This is a genomic window from Clostridium sp. C2-6-12 (assembly GCF_009928485.1).
In the GTDB taxonomy this organism is placed as follows: Bacteria; Bacillota; Clostridia; order Clostridiales; family Clostridiaceae; genus Clostridium.
This window is the reverse complement of sequence record NZ_JAABNP010000025.1, coordinates 1-17,891: the sequence shown is the minus strand read 5'-3', so window position 1 is coordinate 17,891 and position 17,891 is coordinate 1. Positions and strand designations below refer to the sequence as shown.

Here is a 17,891-nt window from a genome sequence, read left to right as displayed (position 1 = left end):
TCTTGTACAAAATAAATTAGTATAGGAGGAGTTTTTATGTACAAAAATATGTTTAATAGTGAAAATACAGAAAATGAAAATAATAAAACAGAAGCTAAAGATAGAATACAAAATGTTAAAGAACTTGGAAATACAAATTTAATTGATCCTAATAAAAGAATACAAGTTTTGTCTATAATCGGTCAAATTGAAGGACACTCAGTACTTCCACCACAAACAAAGGCAACAAAATATGAACATGTTATTCCACAATTAATTGACATAGAACAAAATGATGAAGTTAAAGGGTTGCTTATAGTTTTGAATACTGTAGGAGGAGATGTTGAAGCAGGCCTTGCTATATCTGAAATGATTAGAAGTATGTCAAAGCCTACAGTATCAATAGTTATTGGAGGGGGACATTCAATTGGAGTCCCACTGGCTACATCTGCAAAGTACTCTTTTATAACTCCATCAGCAACCATGATAGTTCATCCAGTAAGAATGAATGGATTTGTAATAGGTGTATCTCAAACTTTTGAGTATTTTAAGAAGATGCAGGAACGAGTAAATGAATTTATAGTGCGTACATCAAACATAAAAATGGAGACCTTGGAGAAGTTTATGTTACAAACTGACGAGTTATTAAATGATGTTGGAACAATGCTTATTGGAAAACAAGCGGTTGAATGTGGGTTAATTGATGAAGTTGGAGGAATTCATGAAGCATTAAGCAAATTAAATGAGTTTATTAAAGAATAGTAATATGACTTGTTTTTACCAATATTCAAAGGAACTATTTTATATTAAAACCCTTTATTTTATGGGCTTGAGCTAGGATATGAGTAAACTTGACATAATTTTGTTTTTAATATAGAATAAAAAGGAATACTGGTTTATCATATTCCAAATGCAGTGAGAAGAATATGACACCGACTATACTTTCTTGTTAGTAATATAGCGAGAAAATATCAAATTAGGAGGTGTTTATGTGGAAGGACTAGCGTTTATAATACCAATAGATATAGTAATTCTATTAGTATTAGGAATAGTGGTTTATAAAACGATTCAAAATACGTCAAAAGCTAAAATTGAGTCGATTGAAAAAGAAACAGAAGAAGTTTTAATAAAAGCTAAAAAGGAAGCTGAATCAATTAAAAAGGAATCAATCCTTGAGGCAAAGGAAGAACTTCATAAATTAAGAAATGATTTCGAAAAGGAATCTCGTGAAAGACGAAGTGAGATTCAAAGGCTTGAAAGAAGAGTAATTCAAAGAGAAGAAGCGCTTGATAAGAAAAGTGAAATTCTTGAAAAGAAAGACGAAACAATCAATGAAAGAATGCTTGAATTAGATCAAGTAGAAGCAAAGGTACAGAAACTTTATGAAGAAAGAAGAGCAGAACTTGAAAGAGTATCAGCCCTTTCTAGTGAAGAAGCTCGTGAAATCCTTTTGGATGAAATCAGAAAGGAAATTACACATGATGCTGCTTTAATGATAAAAGATATTGAAAGTAAGGCAAAGGAAGAGGCAGACAAGAGATCAAGGGAAATAATTACAACTGCGATCCAAAGATGTGCTGCTGATCATGTGTCTGAAACAACTGTACACGTTGTTGCACTACCGAATGATGAGATGAAAGGTAGAATTATAGGTAGAGAAGGAAGAAACATTAGAACCTTAGAAACATTAACAGGGGTAGATTTAATTATTGATGATACTCCAGAAGCAGTCATTCTTTCTAGCTTCGACCCTATTAGGAGAGAAGTTGCAAGATTGGCACTAGAAAAGTTAATAGTGGATGGCAGAATACATCCAGCAAGAATCGAAGAGATGGTTGAAAGGGCAACTAAGGACGTAGAGGCCAATATAAAGGAAGAAGGAGAGCAAGCAGCTCTTGAAACTGGAGTACATGGACTACATCCTGAAATTATAAGACTTCTTGGTAGATTAAAGTATAGAACAAGTTATGGTCAAAATGTATTAAAACATTCCATAGAAGTTTCATACTTAGCTGGCTTAATGGCTTCAGAGCTAGGTTTAGATGTTACTTTGGCTAAAAGGGCAGGATTGCTACATGATATAGGTAAAGCTGTTGATCAAGAGCAAGAAGGGCCACATGCTTTAATTGGCGGAGATCTAGCTAAAAAGTATCATGAATCACCATTAGTAATAAATGCAATAGCAGCGCATCATTCAGATGTAGAAATGCAATCTTTAGAAGCCGTACTAGTTCAAGCCGCAGATGCTATATCGGCAGCTAGACCAGGGGCTAGAAGAGAGACATTAGAAGCATACATTAAGAGATTGGAAAAGTTAGAGGAAATTGCAAATTCACATGAAGGTGTAGAAAAGTCATATGCCATTCAAGCTGGTAGAGAGATTAGAATTATGGTTAAACCAGAAAAAGTTGATGATGCTGGAATAGTTGAATTGGCACGTAATTTAGTTAAGAGTGTCGAAGAAGAACTTGAATATCCAGGACAAATAAAAATTAATGTTATAAGAGAAACAAGAGCAATAGATTTTGCTAAATAAAAAAATGAAGTATATTTTGTAAAAAATATACTTCATTTTATAATATGATATGAGATAACGTTTTCTTGATTTTCGTCTTAGAGAAAATGTTATTGTGTTATTAACAAAAATATTTTAAATTATCATAATTAAAAAAAGGAATTTGAGGAAAGATATAGAATATATTATGATGTAAACGATTTGTAGAGTAAATTCTAGGAGGAATAACAAAAATGGACGTATTAAAAGTATCAACAAAATCAAATCCAAATTCTGTAGCAGGTGCATTAGCAGCTATAATCAAGGATCAAAATATTGCAGAAATTCAAGCTGTCGGAGCAGGAGCTATAAATCAAGCAGTTAAAGCTATTGCTATAGCAAGAGGTTTTGTGGCACCAAGTGGAAAGGATATCATTTGTGTACCAGCTTTTACTGATATACAAATTGATGGAGAAGAAAGAACAGCAATAAAATTAATAGTACAACCTAGATAATTTAAATTTTTATTTTAATTAATTAGAGGTCAAGCAGTAATTTTGAGTTGAAATTATATGTAAAAACGATTATACTATAATAGTTAAATGCTATATTTATTAATTTTTTTGTAAAGAGGTGTATATTAATGATAGCAAAAGAGGTTACAGTAAAAAACTCATCTGGTCTTCATGCTAGACCAGCAACTTTATTAGTAAAGAAGGCTTCATCATTTAAATCAGACGTTAGTATAGAATACAACGGAAAGAAAGCAAATGTGAAGAGCTTAATCGGTGTTTTATCTTTAGCAGTAACTAAAGATGCCGTAATCAAAGTTGTAGCTTCAGGAGATGACGAAGCTTTAGCTGTTGAAGAACTTGTTAAATTAGTTGAAACATTAGAAGACTAATATACAGAAAAGGAGCTGCCTTAAAGTAGAAATTTTATTTTTACTTTAGGCAGTTCATTTTTTTTATTCTCCCCCATCTCAAAACAATAAAATTTTTGAGATGGGGGTTTCATTGAAATTGAACAAATTTCTTTAAAAATAAAAAATTAATAGTCAAAAATGAAAAAAATATGATATAATACGAATGTTGAAAGAAAAAGTATAAAATATATTCGTGTGGAGGTTTTTGAATGAGAAATTTATATAGCACACCTTTAAATTCAAGATATGCATCTAAGGAAATGAGTTTCATTTTTTCTGATGATATGAAATTCACAACTTGGAGAAAGTTATGGGTAGCTCTTGCAGAAGGTGAAAGAGAACTTGGTTTAAATATAACTGAAGAGCAAATAAAGGAATTAAAGGAACATATTAATGATATAAATTATGAAGAAGCTGCTAAAAAAGAAAAAGAAGTAAGACATGATGTTATGAGTCATGTTCATGCTTATGGTCTTCAATGTCCTACAGCTAAAGGCATAATTCATTTAGGGGCTACATCTTGTTATGTTGGAGATAATACTGATGTTATAATATTGAGAGACGCTCTAAATTTAATTAAGCAAAAAATAGTAACAGTATTAAATCATTTGAAAAATTTCGCTATTCAATATAAAGATATGCCAACATTAGGTTTTACACATTTTCAACCAGCTCAATTAACTACTGTAGGTAAAAGAGCAACATTATGGATGCAGGATTTAGTATTGGATATTGAAAATATAGATTTCTTATTATCAAAATTAAAGCTTTTAGGAGTTAAAGGAACTACAGGAACTCAAGCTAGCTTTATGGAATTGTTTGATGGGGATGAAAGTAAGGTTAAGGCTTTAGAAGAAATAGTAGCTGAAAAAATGGGATTTGAAAAAAGCTTTGGAGTTACAGGTCAAACTTATCCAAGAAAGCTTGATTCAATAGTGTTAAATACATTATCAGAAGTTGCTCAAAGTGCTTATAAATTTAGCAATGACTTAAGATTACTTCAAAGTATGAAAGAAATGGAAGAGCCATTTGAAAAGAATCAGATAGGATCATCAGCTATGGCATATAAGAGAAATCCTATGAGAAGTGAAAGAATTAGTGCATTGGCTAGATATGTAATAGTAGACGCATTAAATCCAGCAATTACAGCAGGAACACAATGGTTTGAAAGAACTTTAGATGATTCAGCTAATAAGAGATTGTCTGTTGCAGAAGGTTTCTTAGCATTAGATGGAGTATTAAATTTATATATTAATATTGCAGAAAACATGGTTGTATATGATAAGGTTATAGCAGCCCATGTACTTAGAGAATTACCATTTATGGCTACTGAAAATATAATGATGGAAGCTGTAAAGAGAGGTAAGGATAGACAAGAATTGCATGAAAATATAAGAGTTCACTCAATGGCAGCAGCTCAAAGAGTAAAAGGTGAAGGTTTAGATAATGACTTAATAGATAGAATAATCAATGATGACTCATTTGGTCTTTCTAAAGATGAAATACTTGCAATTATTGATCCGATTAAATTTGTTGGAAGATCACCAAGCCAAGTTATAGAATTTATTGATGAATATGTTGATCCAATTATCAATGCTAATAAGGAAGCTTTAGAAATAAAGAGTGAAATAACTGTTTAATATTAGATAAAATGGAATTTGAAGTAAAGATTAAAACCATGCATTTTAAGGTGCATGGTTTTATTAAAATTTTAAATTATTTTTAAAGCTCTAAGAACAGGATATCTATGAGGATAAATTTGACTTAAAGGATAATTTAACTTGTTATAACTATGGCAGCAATATAAGTAATCATGATTTGGGAGTTCATAAGTTATAAAGCCATTATGAAAATATCGTCCTATTTCAGGTGTATAGAATTGTATTACACACCCTTTAGATAATATAGTTTGACTTGGCAGTTTAATAGCTAACTTGTTTGTTGTTAAATATTGATAAAGATCTTCAACTCGAATCCAAGGCATAGAGTATGGTTTCCAAGAATTATTCTGTTTTAATCCACCAGCAAAAAGAATCTGTGAAATAAAATTTGTGCAATCTCCACCAATATTTTCAAAAGATTTGTAGTTAGGATTTGGGGTTAAGGCAAATTTTTCTGCATAAGTACATGCATCGGTAATGTTAAAATTAGAGTCATTACGTTTAATAGAATTTTGGTTTTCACCAATAGAGTCCATATAAGTTGTATATAATGATTCTAGTGATGAAAGTTTGTTTATCCATAAGCTTTGAGTCGGATAAAAAGATAAATTAGGAATTTCCTCTAAGTCAGTATTTAATAATGAATTGTATAAACAAGGATTTTCTTCATGTTCAAGTAAAAATTGCAGCTTATATTTATCATGAAAATGTTCTAAAATTAAAATATACTCATATATGCATCCTGAAGGTATACTCTTAAGATTATTTTCTATTGTAAAAAAATAATTTAGAGTTAATTTTATTTTAATGAATTTAGAATTTTGATCTAATATATCATAGGAATAAGTAAATCTTAAATTATTAAAGGAAGAATGAAATTTTTCTGACCATTTAAAGTAAAAAAGTTTTTTGTGAAATAAATTTTCACGAATAAAAGGAGGTAAAATATCTATGGTATTATTTATTGAGTTTAAAGATTCATAAGAAGTGGAAAGAAGAATACATAGATTATATAAATTTTTTAGTAACATGATTATTTCCTGTCAAAATTGATTAAGTAATATAAAAGACTAATGATATAGTTAATTAACCCAAATAACTATGTTCATTAAAACTATAAAAATAAGTTGATTTTGTATATGAATACCGAGGAATATAAAGAAGCGGTTATTAAAATTTTGTCTTTTTATATTAGCTTTTTACTATATGTCTATTACATAAGTTGAAATAATATACTAAAAATATTACTGAAAAATATCTTTGCAAAATAAAACATAATAAAAAAATAATAAACATAAAAATTAATAAGTAGATATAATTGTACTAATTGTGCTATAATATAACGTGATTGAATTTGCAAAAACAATATCTGGTATTTTTTATGTATTAGCATACATAATTTAAAATAATAAATATAAATTTGGTGAATATACTTGTAAATAGTAATTGTTATGGGATAAAATCAAATTTGTCAAAGATTTTTAATAAAGGAGCTATCAAATAATGCAAGAACTATCTAACTTAATAGCTAGCAAGTATGAAGAAATAGTTGATAAGATAAAGAGTTTTTCAAGTGAATATCTTAATGAAGAATACGAAAATATTTGTGTAAAAGCAGCTGAAACTTTATGTTTAAATAATGAGGATAAATTGAAGAAAGGGAAAAGTCTTTCTTGGGCAGTAGGTATAGTACATGCTATAGGAACTATAAATGACCTTTTTGATTCAAAAGAAGAGCCATATATTAAAGCGGCAGATTTATATAAGGAATTTGGCGTAAGCAGTAGCACAGGTACTAGCAAATCCAAAGAAGTTAAAGTTCTTCTTGATTTATCAAAAGAGAACATACAGTGGATAGTAAATAGAAATACTGAAGTATCAGAAGTTGCAGCTACATTAGAGATTTCGGAAAATATAAATGAAGAAGTAGGAAAAGAGTCTTTTTATTTTGTTCCTAATAAGGAATATGTAGAAGCACAAGATGTTGTGGAATTTGCATGGAAACAAAAAAATTATAAAAATAAAGCAAAATATGCAAAAGAAGCATTAGAAATATGTAAAGACTGTGCAGATGCATATATTATCTTATCAAAAGATTCAGCGTTAAATAACGATCAAAAAAAAGAACTTTTAGAAAAGGCGGTTGAAGCTGCAAAGAATATATTAAAAATAAATAATCTTGAAACAGCACCAGCTGAAATTTTTAAGATAAAAGAAGCTGAACCATTTTTTGGAGCAAAATATACTTTAGCAGTTCATTTATGGGAAAATGGTGAAAAAGAAGCAGCAATTGAGAACGCACTTGATATTTTGAAGCATAATGAGTACGATGTGTTAATGGTTAGAAATCTACTTGCTAACTGGCTTTTATCTGAAGAAAGGTATGCCCAATTAGAAGAATTGTTAGAAAAATACGAAAAAGATAATTCAGCAGCCATAAATTACAGTAGAGTTGCATTTTTATATAAAACTAATGAAGTTAAAGCTGCGGAAAGTGCTTTAAGAAGAGCATATAAGAGAAATCCTTTTGTTATACCTTATTTGGTAAAACAAAAAAGAGTTCCAAGCACACTTCCACATATAGCTAGATTTGGTAGCGAAGAGGAAGCGATAAGATATGCTAGCATTGGATTGGAAGCATGGAATGATCCTAAAATGATACAATGGATTAAAGATAAGAAAAAGGATTTTGATATGTTAAAGTTCATTTAATACTTTACATTCTAAAATTGGTGTGATACCATGTAATAGAAAATTAAATAAAGTGTCTTCAGGGTTGGGTGAAATTCCCTATCGGCGGTACAGCCCGCAAGCTTGAAAAAGCAGATTCGGTTAAACTCCGAAGCCGACAGTATAGTCTGGATGAAAGAAGATGGTTATTGATGTTATTATATTTAAAATTAAAATTTTAAATATTTATATTAATTTGTATTTATACCCTGAATTTTTTAAAATTCAGGGTTTTTTATTGTTAAGAGTTAGTGTTATATTACATATTTTAATGAATATGTAAAAAACGCTTACTTATTTTCTTATAACAATTAAAAATTAAGCAAATTATTTTGAAATATTAATTTTAAATAATACTAATATTTATGGATATAATAAAAACTCTGAAGATTTATATAAACTTCAGGGTTTTTTTGTATTGAGAAAATTATAATGGGTAAAAATATGTTTAGGAGATGATGATTCTTGGATGAGAAATATATGGAGAGAGCCTTAGAATTAGCTAAGAAAGGAATCGGAAGAGTAAATCCCAATCCTTTGGTAGGTGCAGTTATAGTTAAAGAAGGTGAAATTATAGGTGAAGGTTATCATGAATGCTATGGAGAAGCTCATGCTGAAAGAAATGCAGTTAAAAATGCAATAAAGTCAGTAGAAGGAAGTACAATTTATGTTACCTTAGAACCTTGTGCACATTATGGAAAAACACCTCCATGTGTAGATTTGCTAATTGAAAAAAATTTTAAAAGAGTTGTTATAGGTATGTTAGATCCTAATAATTTAGTAGCTGGTAAGAGTATAAAAAAATTAAAAGAACATGGAATAGAAGTAATTGTTGGAGTTAAAGAAGAAGAATGTAAAAAGATAAATGAAATATTTATTAAGTATATTACTTCTAAAACGCCTTTTGTAATCTTAAAAAGTGGTATGTCTCTTGATGGGAAAATAGCAACTTGTACAGGAAAATCTAAATGGATTACTTCTGAGGAATCTAGGAATGATTCACAAAATTTAAGAAATAGAGTTCATTCAATAATGGTAGGTGTGAATACAGTTGTTGCAGATAATCCTGAACTTACCTGTAGAATTAATGATGATAAAAAATTAATAAGAATAATAGTTGATACAAATCTTAGAATACCAATGGATTCTAAAGTGATAATCAATAAGGATAAGTTAACTATTGTTGCAACTTCAGTTAATTCAAGTGAAGAGAAAAAGAATGCATTAAGAGCTTTAGGAATTAAAGTTATAGAAGTTTCAGAAAAGAAAAATAAAGTAGATTTAAAGGAGCTTATGAAAGCACTTGGCAATGAAGGAATAGATTCCATCTTAATTGAAGGTGGAGGAACATTAAATTTTTCTGCATTAGAAGAAAAGGTAGTGGATAAAGTGATTTTTTACATAGCACCTAAAATAATTGGTGGAGAAGAAAGCAAAAGCTGTATAGCAGGAACGGGATTTTCAGAATTGGATGAAGCGCCTAATTTAAAAGATATAAGTTATAGAAAAATTGGTGAAGATTTGGTTGTTGAAGGTTATATAAGTAATGTTTGATAATAATAAAAATTTTTGTGGTTAATTAATGGAGATGAGGTGGGAAGATGTTTACAGGAATTATTGAGGAAGTTGGAATTTTAGAAGAAATTATTACAGGAAATGGTTTTGGAATAATGAAAGTTAAGTGTAGCAAAGTTCTAGAAGATACTAAAATAGGCGACAGTATTGCTACTAATGGTGTATGTCTGACTGTAAGAGAAAAAGATGCTTTTTCATTTAGTGCAGATGTTATGGGGGAGACTTTGGATAAAACAAATTTAGGAAGATTAAAAATTGGAGATAAATTAAATTTAGAAAGAGCATTGAGACTTAGTGATAGATTAGGAGGCCATATTGTAAGTGGTCATATTGATGGAATTGGGGAAATAGTTTCAATAAAAGAAGAAAGTGATGGAACATGGTTAACAATTTCTGCCCCCCAAGAGGTGCTGCGATACGTAATATATAAAGGTTCTATAAGTATAGATGGAATAAGCTTAACAGTTGCTTATGTTGATGATGAGATTTTTAAGGTTTCTGTTATTCCTCATACCTTGGAAAATACAATTCTTCATAATAAAAAAATTCATTCTAAAGTTAATTTAGAATGTGATTTAGTAGGAAGATATATAGAAAAGTTGTTTTCCTCAAAAGATGAAAAAGAAGAAAGCAATATAACTATAGAATTTCTAAAAGGTAATGGCTTTTAAGTAGATTAAAAAATAAAACAAAAAAATGATAATTAAATTTATAAAAAAGTCTGTAGATATTATGAAAGCTTACTCTGAAGGAGTTTTAAGCGTAAAAATATTATATAAATTAAGGGGATAAGAAGATGACGTTTAATAGTATAGAAGAAGGATTAAAAGATATTAAGCAAGGGAAAATGGTAATAGTAGTTGATGATGAAGGTAGAGAAAACGAAGGCGATTTAGTAATTCCAGCAGAAATAACAACTGGAGAGCATATTAATTTTATGATTAAATATGCAAAAGGGTTGGTTTGTGCACCAGTAGAAAAGGAAATTGCAGAAACTTTAAGATTAAATCCTATGGTTGAAAAAAATACAGATAATCATGAAACTGCATTTACGGTATCCATAGATCACAAGGATACAACAACGGGAATATCTGCTTTTGAAAGGGCGCATACAATAAATAATCTTTTGACCTCAACAGATGGAAATGACTTTAGGAGGCCAGGTCATGTATTTCCGTTAATTGCAAAAGAAAAAGGCGTATTGGAAAGAATTGGCCATACTGAAGCGGCTGTTGATTTGGCAAAGCTTGCAGGATATAAGGGTGCAGCCGTAATATGTGAAATAGTAAATGATGATGGAACTATGGCAAGACGTGATGATTTGATAAGATTTGCCAAAGAACATGATTTGAAAATATTGACTATAGAAGACTTAATTAAATATAGGAAAGAAATACATTTAAGTGTTACTAAAGAAGTTGAAGCAAAATTACCAACTAAATATGGTGATTTTAAAGTAATAGCTTTTAAAGAAAAAGGAACAGAAAAGTGCCACTTAGCTTTAATTAAGGAAGATATTCGATTAGAAAAAGGACCTGTTCTTGTAAGGGTTCATTCAGAGTGCTTAACAGGAGATGCCTTAGGATCTAGAAAATGTGACTGTGGAGAACAGTATGAAGCTGCAATGGAAATGATAAGAGAAGAGGGCTCAGGAATACTTTTATATATGAGACAAGAAGGAAGAGGTATTGGTCTTTTAAATAAATTAAAGGCATATGCTCTTCAAGATACAGGTTTAGACACGGTAGATGCTAATTTAGCATTAGGATTAAAAGAAGATATGAGAGATTACAAAATCAGTGCAGATATGCTAAAAATACTAGGTATTGATAATATAAGACTAATTACTAACAATCCCGCAAAGATAGAAGGGCTTGAGGTAAATGGAATTAATGTAAGTCAAAGAGTTCCTATAGAAATGCCAATAAATAAAAGTGATGAATTTTACTTAAAAACAAAAAAAGAAAGAATGAATCACTTATTAAATATATAAAATAATCAAAATTATGGAGGGAAAATAATGAATATATTTGAAGGAAATTTAGTTTCAGAAGGGTTAAAATTTGGAATAGTAATAGGAAGGTTTAATGAATTCATTGGTAGCAAACTTTTAGATGGCGCTTTAGATGGTTTAAAAAGACATGGTGTTAAAGAAGAAGATATTGATATTGCTTGGGTTCCAGGGGCATTTGAAATTCCATTAGTAGCAAAAAAAATGGCTAGCAGTCCTAAATATGATGGAGTAATTTGTTTAGGAGCTGTAATAAAAGGATCTACTTCTCATTATGATTATGTATGTTCAGAAGTTTCAAAGGGAATTGCAAGCGTATCTCTTGAAAGTGGAAAGCCGGTAATGTTTGGAGTACTTACAACAAACAATATAGAACAGGCAATTGAAAGAGCAGGAACTAAGGCAGGAAACAAAGGATATGAATGTGCAGTTTCAGCTATTGAAATGGCTAATTTGATTAATAAATTATAATAAAACTCAAATAAAAAAGTGGTGGTGAGTGATACTGCCACTTTTTATTAGTTTAAGACAATAATTTATTTAAAAAGAATTGTAAAGATTAACTACAACTAGTGAAGTGTTTTGCAAAAAGAAGTTTTAAGTTTATTTCCAATTAAATCAAAAAAAGGTATTGACTAATATATCACTCTGATATATATTATATATATCAGAGTGATATACATGAGGTGATAAAATGGCAAAAGTAAATAAATCTAAATATGCTCTTTTAGGAATATTAAGCAATAAACCTGGATCGGGGTATGATATTAAGAAAATGTGCGATTCATCAATAGGACATTTTTGGAATGAAAATTTTGGTCATATATATCCTATGCTTCAAAAGATGGAAGAAGAAGAATTAATTACAAAAGAAATAAAACAAACAGAAGGAAAGCAAACTAAAAATATATATTCAATTACTGAAAAAGGTGAAAAAGAGTTAAAAAAATGGCTTTTGCTTCCTATAGAAAAAGTTCCAATAAGATCAGAACTGTTATTAAAAATATTTTTATCAAAAGATATACCAACAGAGAATATTATGGAAATAATTCAAAAAGAAAAAATAGATGCAGAAAATGATCTTGAGAAGTATTTGGAAATTGAAAGTTTTTTGAAGTCGAACAAAATCCAAATTGATAAAAAAAATTTGGTTTTATGGTTGAGCACCATAAGTTATGGAAAGCATTCAGAAGAATCAAAAATAAAGTGGTGTGAAGAAACCTTGGGGTCTTTAAAAGAAATAAAAGAATTATAAAATAAGGTGAATTTATAAAAAGTAAAAATATAAAGTGAAGGAGAGAATTATATGAAGATTTTGGCTATAAATGGAAGTCCTAAAGGACAATTTGGAAATACAGAGGTTTTGTTAAGCACATTTCTCAAAGGCTGCATAGAAGCAGGCGCAGGGGTTGAAACAGTTTATCTTAAAGATATGGAGATTAAGCATTGTATTGGATGCTTTACTTGCTGGACAAAAACACCAGGAAAATGTATTCACAAAGACGATATGGAACAAGTGCTTAATAAGATATCAGAAGCAGATATAATTGTATATGCTACACCATTATACTATTATACAGTAACTGGACTTATGAAAGATTTTATGGATAGAATGCTTCCATTATGTAATAAAGAAATAATAAAAGTTGGAGAAACATATCAACATCCTAAGCGAATAAAAAGAGAAATGCCTCAAAAGCATGTGCTTATATCAAACTGTGGTTTCCCAGGACAATATAATTTCTCAGGCTTGTTAGAAACTTTTAAAGTAATGACTAAGGGAAACCTAGCAGGAGCTATTTTATGTGGACAAGGTGGAATACTTAGTTCAGTTGATAAGAATGATATGTTAAAAAAAATGTATGAAGAATTCTTCTCAGCAATAAAAAATGCGGGGAAGGAAATTGTTGAACTAGGATATATAGATTCTGAGACTCAAGCTATAATTGATAAAGATGTAATTGATCCAGAAATTTACGTAAAGAATGCTAATATATCTTAAGCATAAAAATTTCAATTTTGATAATAGGAGAGGTTTATTATGGAAAGAGTAAATGTTAATTCAAATAAAAAATATTCAATTATAAAAAATATATTTAACAAGGATTTTGTTGTGAGTGCTGTTATTCCTATTATAATATTTTCAGTTTTTGATAAGATTGGAATGACTTTTAACGGAATAATTTTATCAGGTATATGGAGTATAGGTATAGTAGGAATTAATTTTATTAAAGAACGTAAAATTAATGCTCTTGCAACAATGGGGGCAGTTTTTGCTGGGGTTGGAGTTATAGGTACTGTTGTTTCTAACAATCCTACTTTTTACTTAGTAGCTCCTATAGTACAAGATATATTAATGGCGTTAATTTTCTTTGGTTCTTTATTTTTTAAAAGATCATTAATTCAAGTAATAGTTGAACAAAGTTACTTAAAAAATGTTTCAGAAGATTTAAAAAAGCAACCAAAGTATTCGAGAGTTTGGAGAATGATTACTATTGCGTGGGGAATCTTAAATTTAAGCCAAGCAGCTTTAAGAACTGTACTTTTATATTCTGTATCAATGAGTTCATATTATGCAATAAGTACTGTTTACGGAAATGTTTCAACTCCATTATTAATAGCATTTTCTATTATATTTCCTAAATGGTATTGGAAAAGAGAAAAATAAAACATTACATTAAAAAAGTAAAAGAAATTTCTGAATAACATTTAAAGTGGTTATACGAAATATAGAATTCAAATAGCAGATTCTGATAGATGGAATCTGCTATTTGAATTAGTTTTAGAATAAATAATAGCATGCAGTCTTAAGGGGAATTATATATTGTATAAATAATAGTATATTGGGAATTTTATGTTTATATAAAAATTAATTGGATATAATAATTGTTGAAGAGCTGGAAATTAAATAAAATCGTTAAAAAAAGCACAAACTATTTTTAATTAACAAAACAAAACTAAAATTTTTTTAATATTTTAAAGTATTAAGCAAAATGATAATATCTTGTTACATCAAGTGTATGTATGCAAACGTTTATATGTGAAGAAAAAATTTTTCTATTATTTTAGCAAAATAAATAAATAGTAGAATTAGTTGAAATAAAAAGAATTTATGTAATGGATTTTATAAAGAGAGTAAATAAGACATTTGAGATACTTTTTAACTTGCATAAAAACGTTTAACATATTATAATAAGCCCAATATAGAAATCTAAACTTTAAGGAGGAAAAGGTGTGAGCTATAAATTACTAATAATAAATCCAGGTTCTACATCAACTAAGATAGCAGTATATGTGGATGAAAAGGAGATGTTTGAAGAAACATTAAGACATTCATCTGAAGAAATAGGTGGTTTTAAACATATATTAGATCAAAAGAGTTTTAGAACAGGGATAATTCTAGAAGTATTAAAGAATAACAAAATCGATATAAGAGAAATGGATGCTATAGTAGGTAGAGGTGGTCTTTTAAAGCCAATAATAAGTGGTACTTATAATGTAAACGATAAAATGCTTATGGATTTAAAAGAAAGTGTTCAAGGAGAGCATGCTTCTAATCTAGGAGCTATAATAGCTAATGAAATTGCAAATTCTATTAATAAACCTGCATTTATAGTTGATCCTGTAGTAGTGGATGAAATGGAAGAAATAGCACGATTATCAGGAATACCAGAACTCCCTAGAAAAAGTATTTTTCATGCATTAAATCAAAAGGCAGTAGCTAAAAGATATGCAAAAGAAAAATCGGTTAGATATGAAGAAATTAATCTTATAGTTGCTCATATGGGTGGCGGTGTTTCTGTTGGAGCACATAAAAATGGAAAAATAATTGATGTAAATAATGCTCTTGATGGCGATGGAGCTTTTTCGCCAGAGAGAAGTGGAGGGGTTCCTGCTGGCGATTTAGCAAGAATGTGTTTCAGTGGAAAATATACTTTGGGAGAAATATTAAAGAAGATAACAGGAAAAGGTGGCTTTGTTTCGTATCTAAATACAAATGATGCTAGAATTGTGGAAAAAGCTGCATTGGAAGGAGATCCAAAAGCAAAATTAGTTCATGATGCTATGGGATATCAGGTTTCTAAAGATATAGGAGCAGCTGCAGCAGTGCTAAATGGTAAAGTTGATGCTATAATTTTAACAGGGGGCATGGCATATGGTAAACCAATGGTAAATTTGATTAGCGAAAAAGTTGGATTCATCGCACCAATAATAGTTTATCCAGGCGAGGATGAAATGCTTGCTCTTGCCAAAGGAGTACTAAGAGTTCTAAATGGAGAGGAAGAAGTCAAAGAATATATATAGTTATAATTAACTTATATATAATAAATATTTCTCAATTCAAATCCAAATATTTATTTAGTAAAAACATATAGTGAATTTTCTATGCTCTCCTGTAAATGTTTACTGGAGGGCGATTTTTTTAATAAAATTATTTTAATTCTATTTTGTAAATTATGTTAATAAAAATAATATAAGAATATTGTTTGATAGAGAGGTTAAAATGATGATTTATAAAATTCTTAAAAGAAGGTTAATATTTTTTTTGACTCTTATTTCTTTATTTATTTTTATAGAAACTATATTTATAAAAGCAAATGCAGAAGGATGGGTAAAGGTTGATAATAGTTGGCGTTATTACAGTGATACAGGTGTAGAAACAGGATGGTATAAATCTAATGGAAATTGGTATTTTTTGAATGAATATGGGGCAGTAAAAACAGGTTGGCTTAAAAGTGAGGGTAAATATTATTATTTAGATTTAAACACAGGAAAAATGTTAACAGGATGGATTGAGGATAAGGGCAAATGGTATTATTTAAATAGTTCTGGAGAAATGGTAACAGGATGGCTAAAGTATAAGGATAATCTTTATTATTTAAATAATTCAGGTGTAATGGTTAGAGATATTTATATTGGAGAATATTACTTGGGTCCAAATGGTACATGGGAAAATAGAAATTAAAAATAATATTTAATATTGAAATTAAATATTATCTTATAAATTGGCCAGTTTTACCCATAAAATACGCAAGCTTTATTATTGATTTTTCTTCTTCAGTCATATTTCTGTTATACATTTTTTCAAATTGTATTATTAAAGAAGCTATATCTACTTTTTCTTTAGCTTGAACTGTTCTTCTTGAATATTTAGGAATATATTTGGAAGGACTAATTTTAGCATCATATATGATTTTAAAAATTTCTGCAGTATAGTAAGCATCATTATAAGCGTCGTGAAAGTTACCATTGATTGGTATGTTCAAAAGTTCAATTGCATTTTTCAAGCCGATTTTAGAGTTTTTACCTATATTAAGATATTTAGAAGCATAAGTTTGAACATCAATATAATTAGTGATTTTTGAAGAAGATAAATTAAAAAAATTAATGTTTCTAATAAGCTCCTTAATATCAACAATTCCCCATACACAAAGTATTGATTCATCACTTCCAATAAAGTTTAAAAAATCTTCATATACAGTAGGAAAGTTATTGCATGAAGAAACTTGATCATCAGTTATTTTAGTTAATCCCTCTACAAATGGGTGGATTGTTTTATATATAGTTGGTTTGATTAATGTGTTAAAGCTAGAAACTGTTTCAAAGCTTTCATTTAATTTTATTGCACCAATTTGAATTATTTCAAAAGGAATATTCTTTGATTGAAAAAGTTCATTTTCTACAGAAGTATTGTCTTTTTGATTAAATTCTAGATCGTAAATTATATAATTCATGTTGTCACCTACTCTACTTTTGTCTTAAATTTAATATTACCTTATTTTCTTATTTAATGATATAATATTTTTTTAAGTTATGCATCATCTTTTGCTAATGTTTTATTTAACATTAAATATTGTATGTTCAAATAGAGTAGTATGATAAAAATAATGAACAAATGCAAAATCATTAAAGCTCATTGCATTAAAAAGAAAGGAGCCAATATGGATAAGTTAGAGTATGAAGTGAAATACCCCCAATTAAGTGTTAGTAAGTTGGTGAAAAATAGGGGGGAATTTGATTATGAAATAATTAAAGCTTATGTTTCCGAGTATGGTAAGGGATTTAAGGTTAAGGAAGTAGGAAAAACTCATAGGAGTGGTACTATCTTCACCTATGAAAAGATAAAGGAAACTGAGGAAATTGAAGAATACAAAAAAACTGTAATAGAACTGATTAAAAAATATAACAATCAATATGATAGTCATATAAATATAGAAAGTTTTTTTGATAAGTTATAAATAGGATATGAATTTGCAATTAATATTCAGTTTAAGATAAAATATATTAATTAATAAAAATTATTGATTACTATAGACTTTCTTGAAATAATATGTTAATATTTATATATACAAAATACTAATCCCCTTAATTTAACTCTCCATAAATAATAGAGACAGCCCCCTTGCTGTCTCTATTTGATTTTAATATAAAAATAGATTAGACTTTAAAGTTTAATCTATTTTTTTGGTGTGCCCAGCATGGGCACGTGCTAATCGGTGAAAGTCCGTAATGGGG

General features: G+C 28.9%; 18 protein-coding genes and 1 riboswitch. Of the genes, 16 read left to right on the top strand and 2 right to left on the bottom strand.

Going from position 1 to position 17,891, the window contains the following annotated elements; translation table 11 throughout:
• Positions 1 to 36: 36 nt before the first annotated feature.
• The 5 genes from GXK56_RS18675 (at position 37) to purB (ending at position 5,038) form a co-directional block, all read left to right on the top strand.
• Positions 37 to 741 carry an ATP-dependent Clp protease proteolytic subunit gene (locus GXK56_RS18675; RefSeq protein ID WP_160690191.1) on the top strand — a complete coding sequence of 235 codons (705 nt, stop codon included), beginning with the start codon at positions 37 to 39 and terminating at the stop codon, positions 739 to 741.
• Between the two features lie 229 nt (positions 742 to 970).
• Positions 971 to 2,515 carry a ribonuclease Y gene (rny, locus tag GXK56_RS18670; RefSeq protein ID WP_160690190.1) on the top strand — a complete coding sequence of 515 codons (1,545 nt, stop codon included), beginning with the start codon at positions 971 to 973 and terminating at the stop codon, positions 2,513 to 2,515.
• 212 nt (positions 2,516 to 2,727) lie between these two features.
• Positions 2,728 to 2,988: a stage V sporulation protein S gene (locus tag GXK56_RS18665; protein ID WP_160690189.1), complete on the top strand. Its 261-nt coding sequence runs from the start codon at positions 2,728 to 2,730 to the stop codon at positions 2,986 to 2,988.
• A 128-nt stretch (positions 2,989 to 3,116) separates the two neighbouring features.
• The gene (locus GXK56_RS18660) at positions 3,117 to 3,377 is read left to right on the top strand and encodes an HPr family phosphocarrier protein (protein WP_160690188.1); all 261 of its coding nucleotides are present in this window, start codon (positions 3,117 to 3,119) and stop codon (positions 3,375 to 3,377) included.
• A gap of 230 nt (positions 3,378 to 3,607) precedes the next feature.
• Complete coding sequence (gene purB / locus GXK56_RS18655) at positions 3,608 to 5,038, top strand: adenylosuccinate lyase (RefSeq protein ID WP_160690187.1); 1,431 nt, start codon at positions 3,608 to 3,610, stop codon at positions 5,036 to 5,038.
• Between the two features lie 71 nt (positions 5,039 to 5,109).
• On the opposite strand, the gene GXK56_RS18650 is transcribed toward purB, so the two are convergent.
• On the bottom strand, positions 5,110 to 6,090 hold the full coding sequence (locus tag GXK56_RS18650) for an amidase domain-containing protein (RefSeq protein ID WP_160690186.1): 981 nt from the start codon (positions 6,088 to 6,090) through the stop codon (positions 5,110 to 5,112).
• Positions 6,091 to 6,562: 472 nt separating this feature from the next.
• Here GXK56_RS18650 and GXK56_RS18645 point away from each other — a divergent pair, with 472 nt between their 5' ends.
• From GXK56_RS18645 to GXK56_RS18600, 10 genes are all read left to right on the top strand, one after another.
• Positions 6,563 to 7,771: a DUF6398 domain-containing protein gene (locus tag GXK56_RS18645; protein WP_160690185.1), complete on the top strand. Its 1,209-nt coding sequence runs from the start codon at positions 6,563 to 6,565 to the stop codon at positions 7,769 to 7,771.
• 50 nt (positions 7,772 to 7,821) lie between these two features.
• A riboswitch (FMN riboswitch) is annotated at positions 7,822 to 7,937 on the top strand.
• Positions 7,938 to 8,254: 317 nt separating this feature from the next.
• A complete protein-coding gene (gene ribD / locus GXK56_RS18640) occupies positions 8,255 to 9,343 on the top strand; it encodes a bifunctional diaminohydroxyphosphoribosylaminopyrimidine deaminase/5-amino-6-(5-phosphoribosylamino)uracil reductase RibD (protein WP_160690184.1) in 1,089 nt (362 codons plus the stop codon).
• Between the two features lie 47 nt (positions 9,344 to 9,390).
• Positions 9,391 to 10,035: a riboflavin synthase gene (locus GXK56_RS18635; protein WP_160690183.1), complete on the top strand. Its 645-nt coding sequence runs from the start codon at positions 9,391 to 9,393 to the stop codon at positions 10,033 to 10,035.
• Between the two features lie 125 nt (positions 10,036 to 10,160).
• Positions 10,161 to 11,357, top strand: a complete 1,197-nt coding sequence (locus tag GXK56_RS18630) for a bifunctional 3,4-dihydroxy-2-butanone-4-phosphate synthase/GTP cyclohydrolase II (RefSeq protein WP_160690182.1) — start codon at positions 10,161 to 10,163, stop codon at positions 11,355 to 11,357.
• Positions 11,358 to 11,384: 27 nt separating this feature from the next.
• Complete coding sequence (gene ribE, locus GXK56_RS18625; RefSeq protein ID WP_160690181.1) at positions 11,385 to 11,846, top strand: 6,7-dimethyl-8-ribityllumazine synthase; 462 nt, start codon at positions 11,385 to 11,387, stop codon at positions 11,844 to 11,846.
• Between the two features lie 223 nt (positions 11,847 to 12,069).
• Positions 12,070 to 12,630 (top strand): PadR family transcriptional regulator, encoded by a 561-nt coding sequence (locus tag GXK56_RS18620; protein ID WP_160690180.1) that lies wholly within the window; start codon positions 12,070 to 12,072, stop codon positions 12,628 to 12,630.
• 51 nt (positions 12,631 to 12,681) lie between these two features.
• A complete protein-coding gene (locus GXK56_RS18615; protein ID WP_160690179.1) occupies positions 12,682 to 13,377 on the top strand; it encodes a flavodoxin family protein in 696 nt (231 codons plus the stop codon).
• Positions 13,378 to 13,416: 39 nt separating this feature from the next.
• Positions 13,417 to 14,043 (top strand): VC0807 family protein, encoded by a 627-nt coding sequence (locus GXK56_RS18610; protein ID WP_160690178.1) that lies wholly within the window; start codon positions 13,417 to 13,419, stop codon positions 14,041 to 14,043.
• A gap of 566 nt (positions 14,044 to 14,609) precedes the next feature.
• Entirely contained in the window at positions 14,610 to 15,680 is a 1,071-nt protein-coding gene (gene buk / locus GXK56_RS18605; RefSeq protein ID WP_160690177.1) for a butyrate kinase, read from the top strand.
• A 199-nt stretch (positions 15,681 to 15,879) separates the two neighbouring features.
• Positions 15,880 to 16,341 (top strand): N-acetylmuramoyl-L-alanine amidase family protein, encoded by a 462-nt coding sequence (locus tag GXK56_RS18600; RefSeq protein ID WP_243156179.1) that lies wholly within the window; start codon positions 15,880 to 15,882, stop codon positions 16,339 to 16,341.
• Positions 16,342 to 16,369: 28 nt separating this feature from the next.
• Here the strand turns inward: GXK56_RS18600 and GXK56_RS18595 are convergent, their stop codons facing one another.
• Positions 16,370 to 17,110, bottom strand: coding sequence for a 3'-5' exonuclease (locus GXK56_RS18595; RefSeq protein ID WP_160690176.1), 741 nt, complete (start codon positions 17,108 to 17,110; stop codon positions 16,370 to 16,372).
• A 207-nt stretch (positions 17,111 to 17,317) separates the two neighbouring features.
• Between GXK56_RS18595 and GXK56_RS18590 the strand changes: the two genes are divergently transcribed.
• Positions 17,318 to 17,614 carry a hypothetical protein gene (locus tag GXK56_RS18590; RefSeq protein WP_160690175.1) on the top strand — a complete coding sequence of 99 codons (297 nt, stop codon included), beginning with the start codon at positions 17,318 to 17,320 and terminating at the stop codon, positions 17,612 to 17,614.
• Positions 17,615 to 17,891: the final 277 nt, after the last annotated feature.

Coding starts and splice junctions, on each gene's coding strand:
- GXK56_RS18615 (WP_160690179.1), top strand. CDS start 12,682: ATGAAGATTTTGGCTATAAATGGAAGTCCTAAAGGACAATTTGGAAAT.
- GXK56_RS18600 (WP_243156179.1), top strand. CDS start 15,880: ATGATGATTTATAAAATTCTTAAAAGAAGGTTAATATTTTTTTTGACT.
- GXK56_RS18630 (WP_160690182.1), top strand. CDS start 10,161: ATGACGTTTAATAGTATAGAAGAAGGATTAAAAGATATTAAGCAAGGG.
- GXK56_RS18665 (WP_160690189.1), top strand. CDS start 2,728: ATGGACGTATTAAAAGTATCAACAAAATCAAATCCAAATTCTGTAGCA.
- GXK56_RS18635 (WP_160690183.1), top strand. CDS start 9,391: ATGTTTACAGGAATTATTGAGGAAGTTGGAATTTTAGAAGAAATTATT.
- GXK56_RS18645 (WP_160690185.1), top strand. CDS start 6,563: ATGCAAGAACTATCTAACTTAATAGCTAGCAAGTATGAAGAAATAGTT.
- GXK56_RS18675 (WP_160690191.1), top strand. CDS start 37: ATGTACAAAAATATGTTTAATAGTGAAAATACAGAAAATGAAAATAAT.
- purB (WP_160690187.1), top strand. CDS start 3,608: ATGAGAAATTTATATAGCACACCTTTAAATTCAAGATATGCATCTAAG.
- ribE (WP_160690181.1), top strand. CDS start 11,385: ATGAATATATTTGAAGGAAATTTAGTTTCAGAAGGGTTAAAATTTGGA.
- GXK56_RS18650 (WP_160690186.1), bottom strand. CDS start 6,090: ATGTTACTAAAAAATTTATATAATCTATGTATTCTTCTTTCCACTTCT.
- GXK56_RS18590 (WP_160690175.1), top strand. CDS start 17,318: ATGGATAAGTTAGAGTATGAAGTGAAATACCCCCAATTAAGTGTTAGT.
- GXK56_RS18620 (WP_160690180.1), top strand. CDS start 12,070: ATGGCAAAAGTAAATAAATCTAAATATGCTCTTTTAGGAATATTAAGC.
- GXK56_RS18660 (WP_160690188.1), top strand. CDS start 3,117: ATGATAGCAAAAGAGGTTACAGTAAAAAACTCATCTGGTCTTCATGCT.
- GXK56_RS18610 (WP_160690178.1), top strand. CDS start 13,417: ATGGAAAGAGTAAATGTTAATTCAAATAAAAAATATTCAATTATAAAA.
- GXK56_RS18595 (WP_160690176.1), bottom strand. CDS start 17,110: ATGAATTATATAATTTACGATCTAGAATTTAATCAAAAAGACAATACT.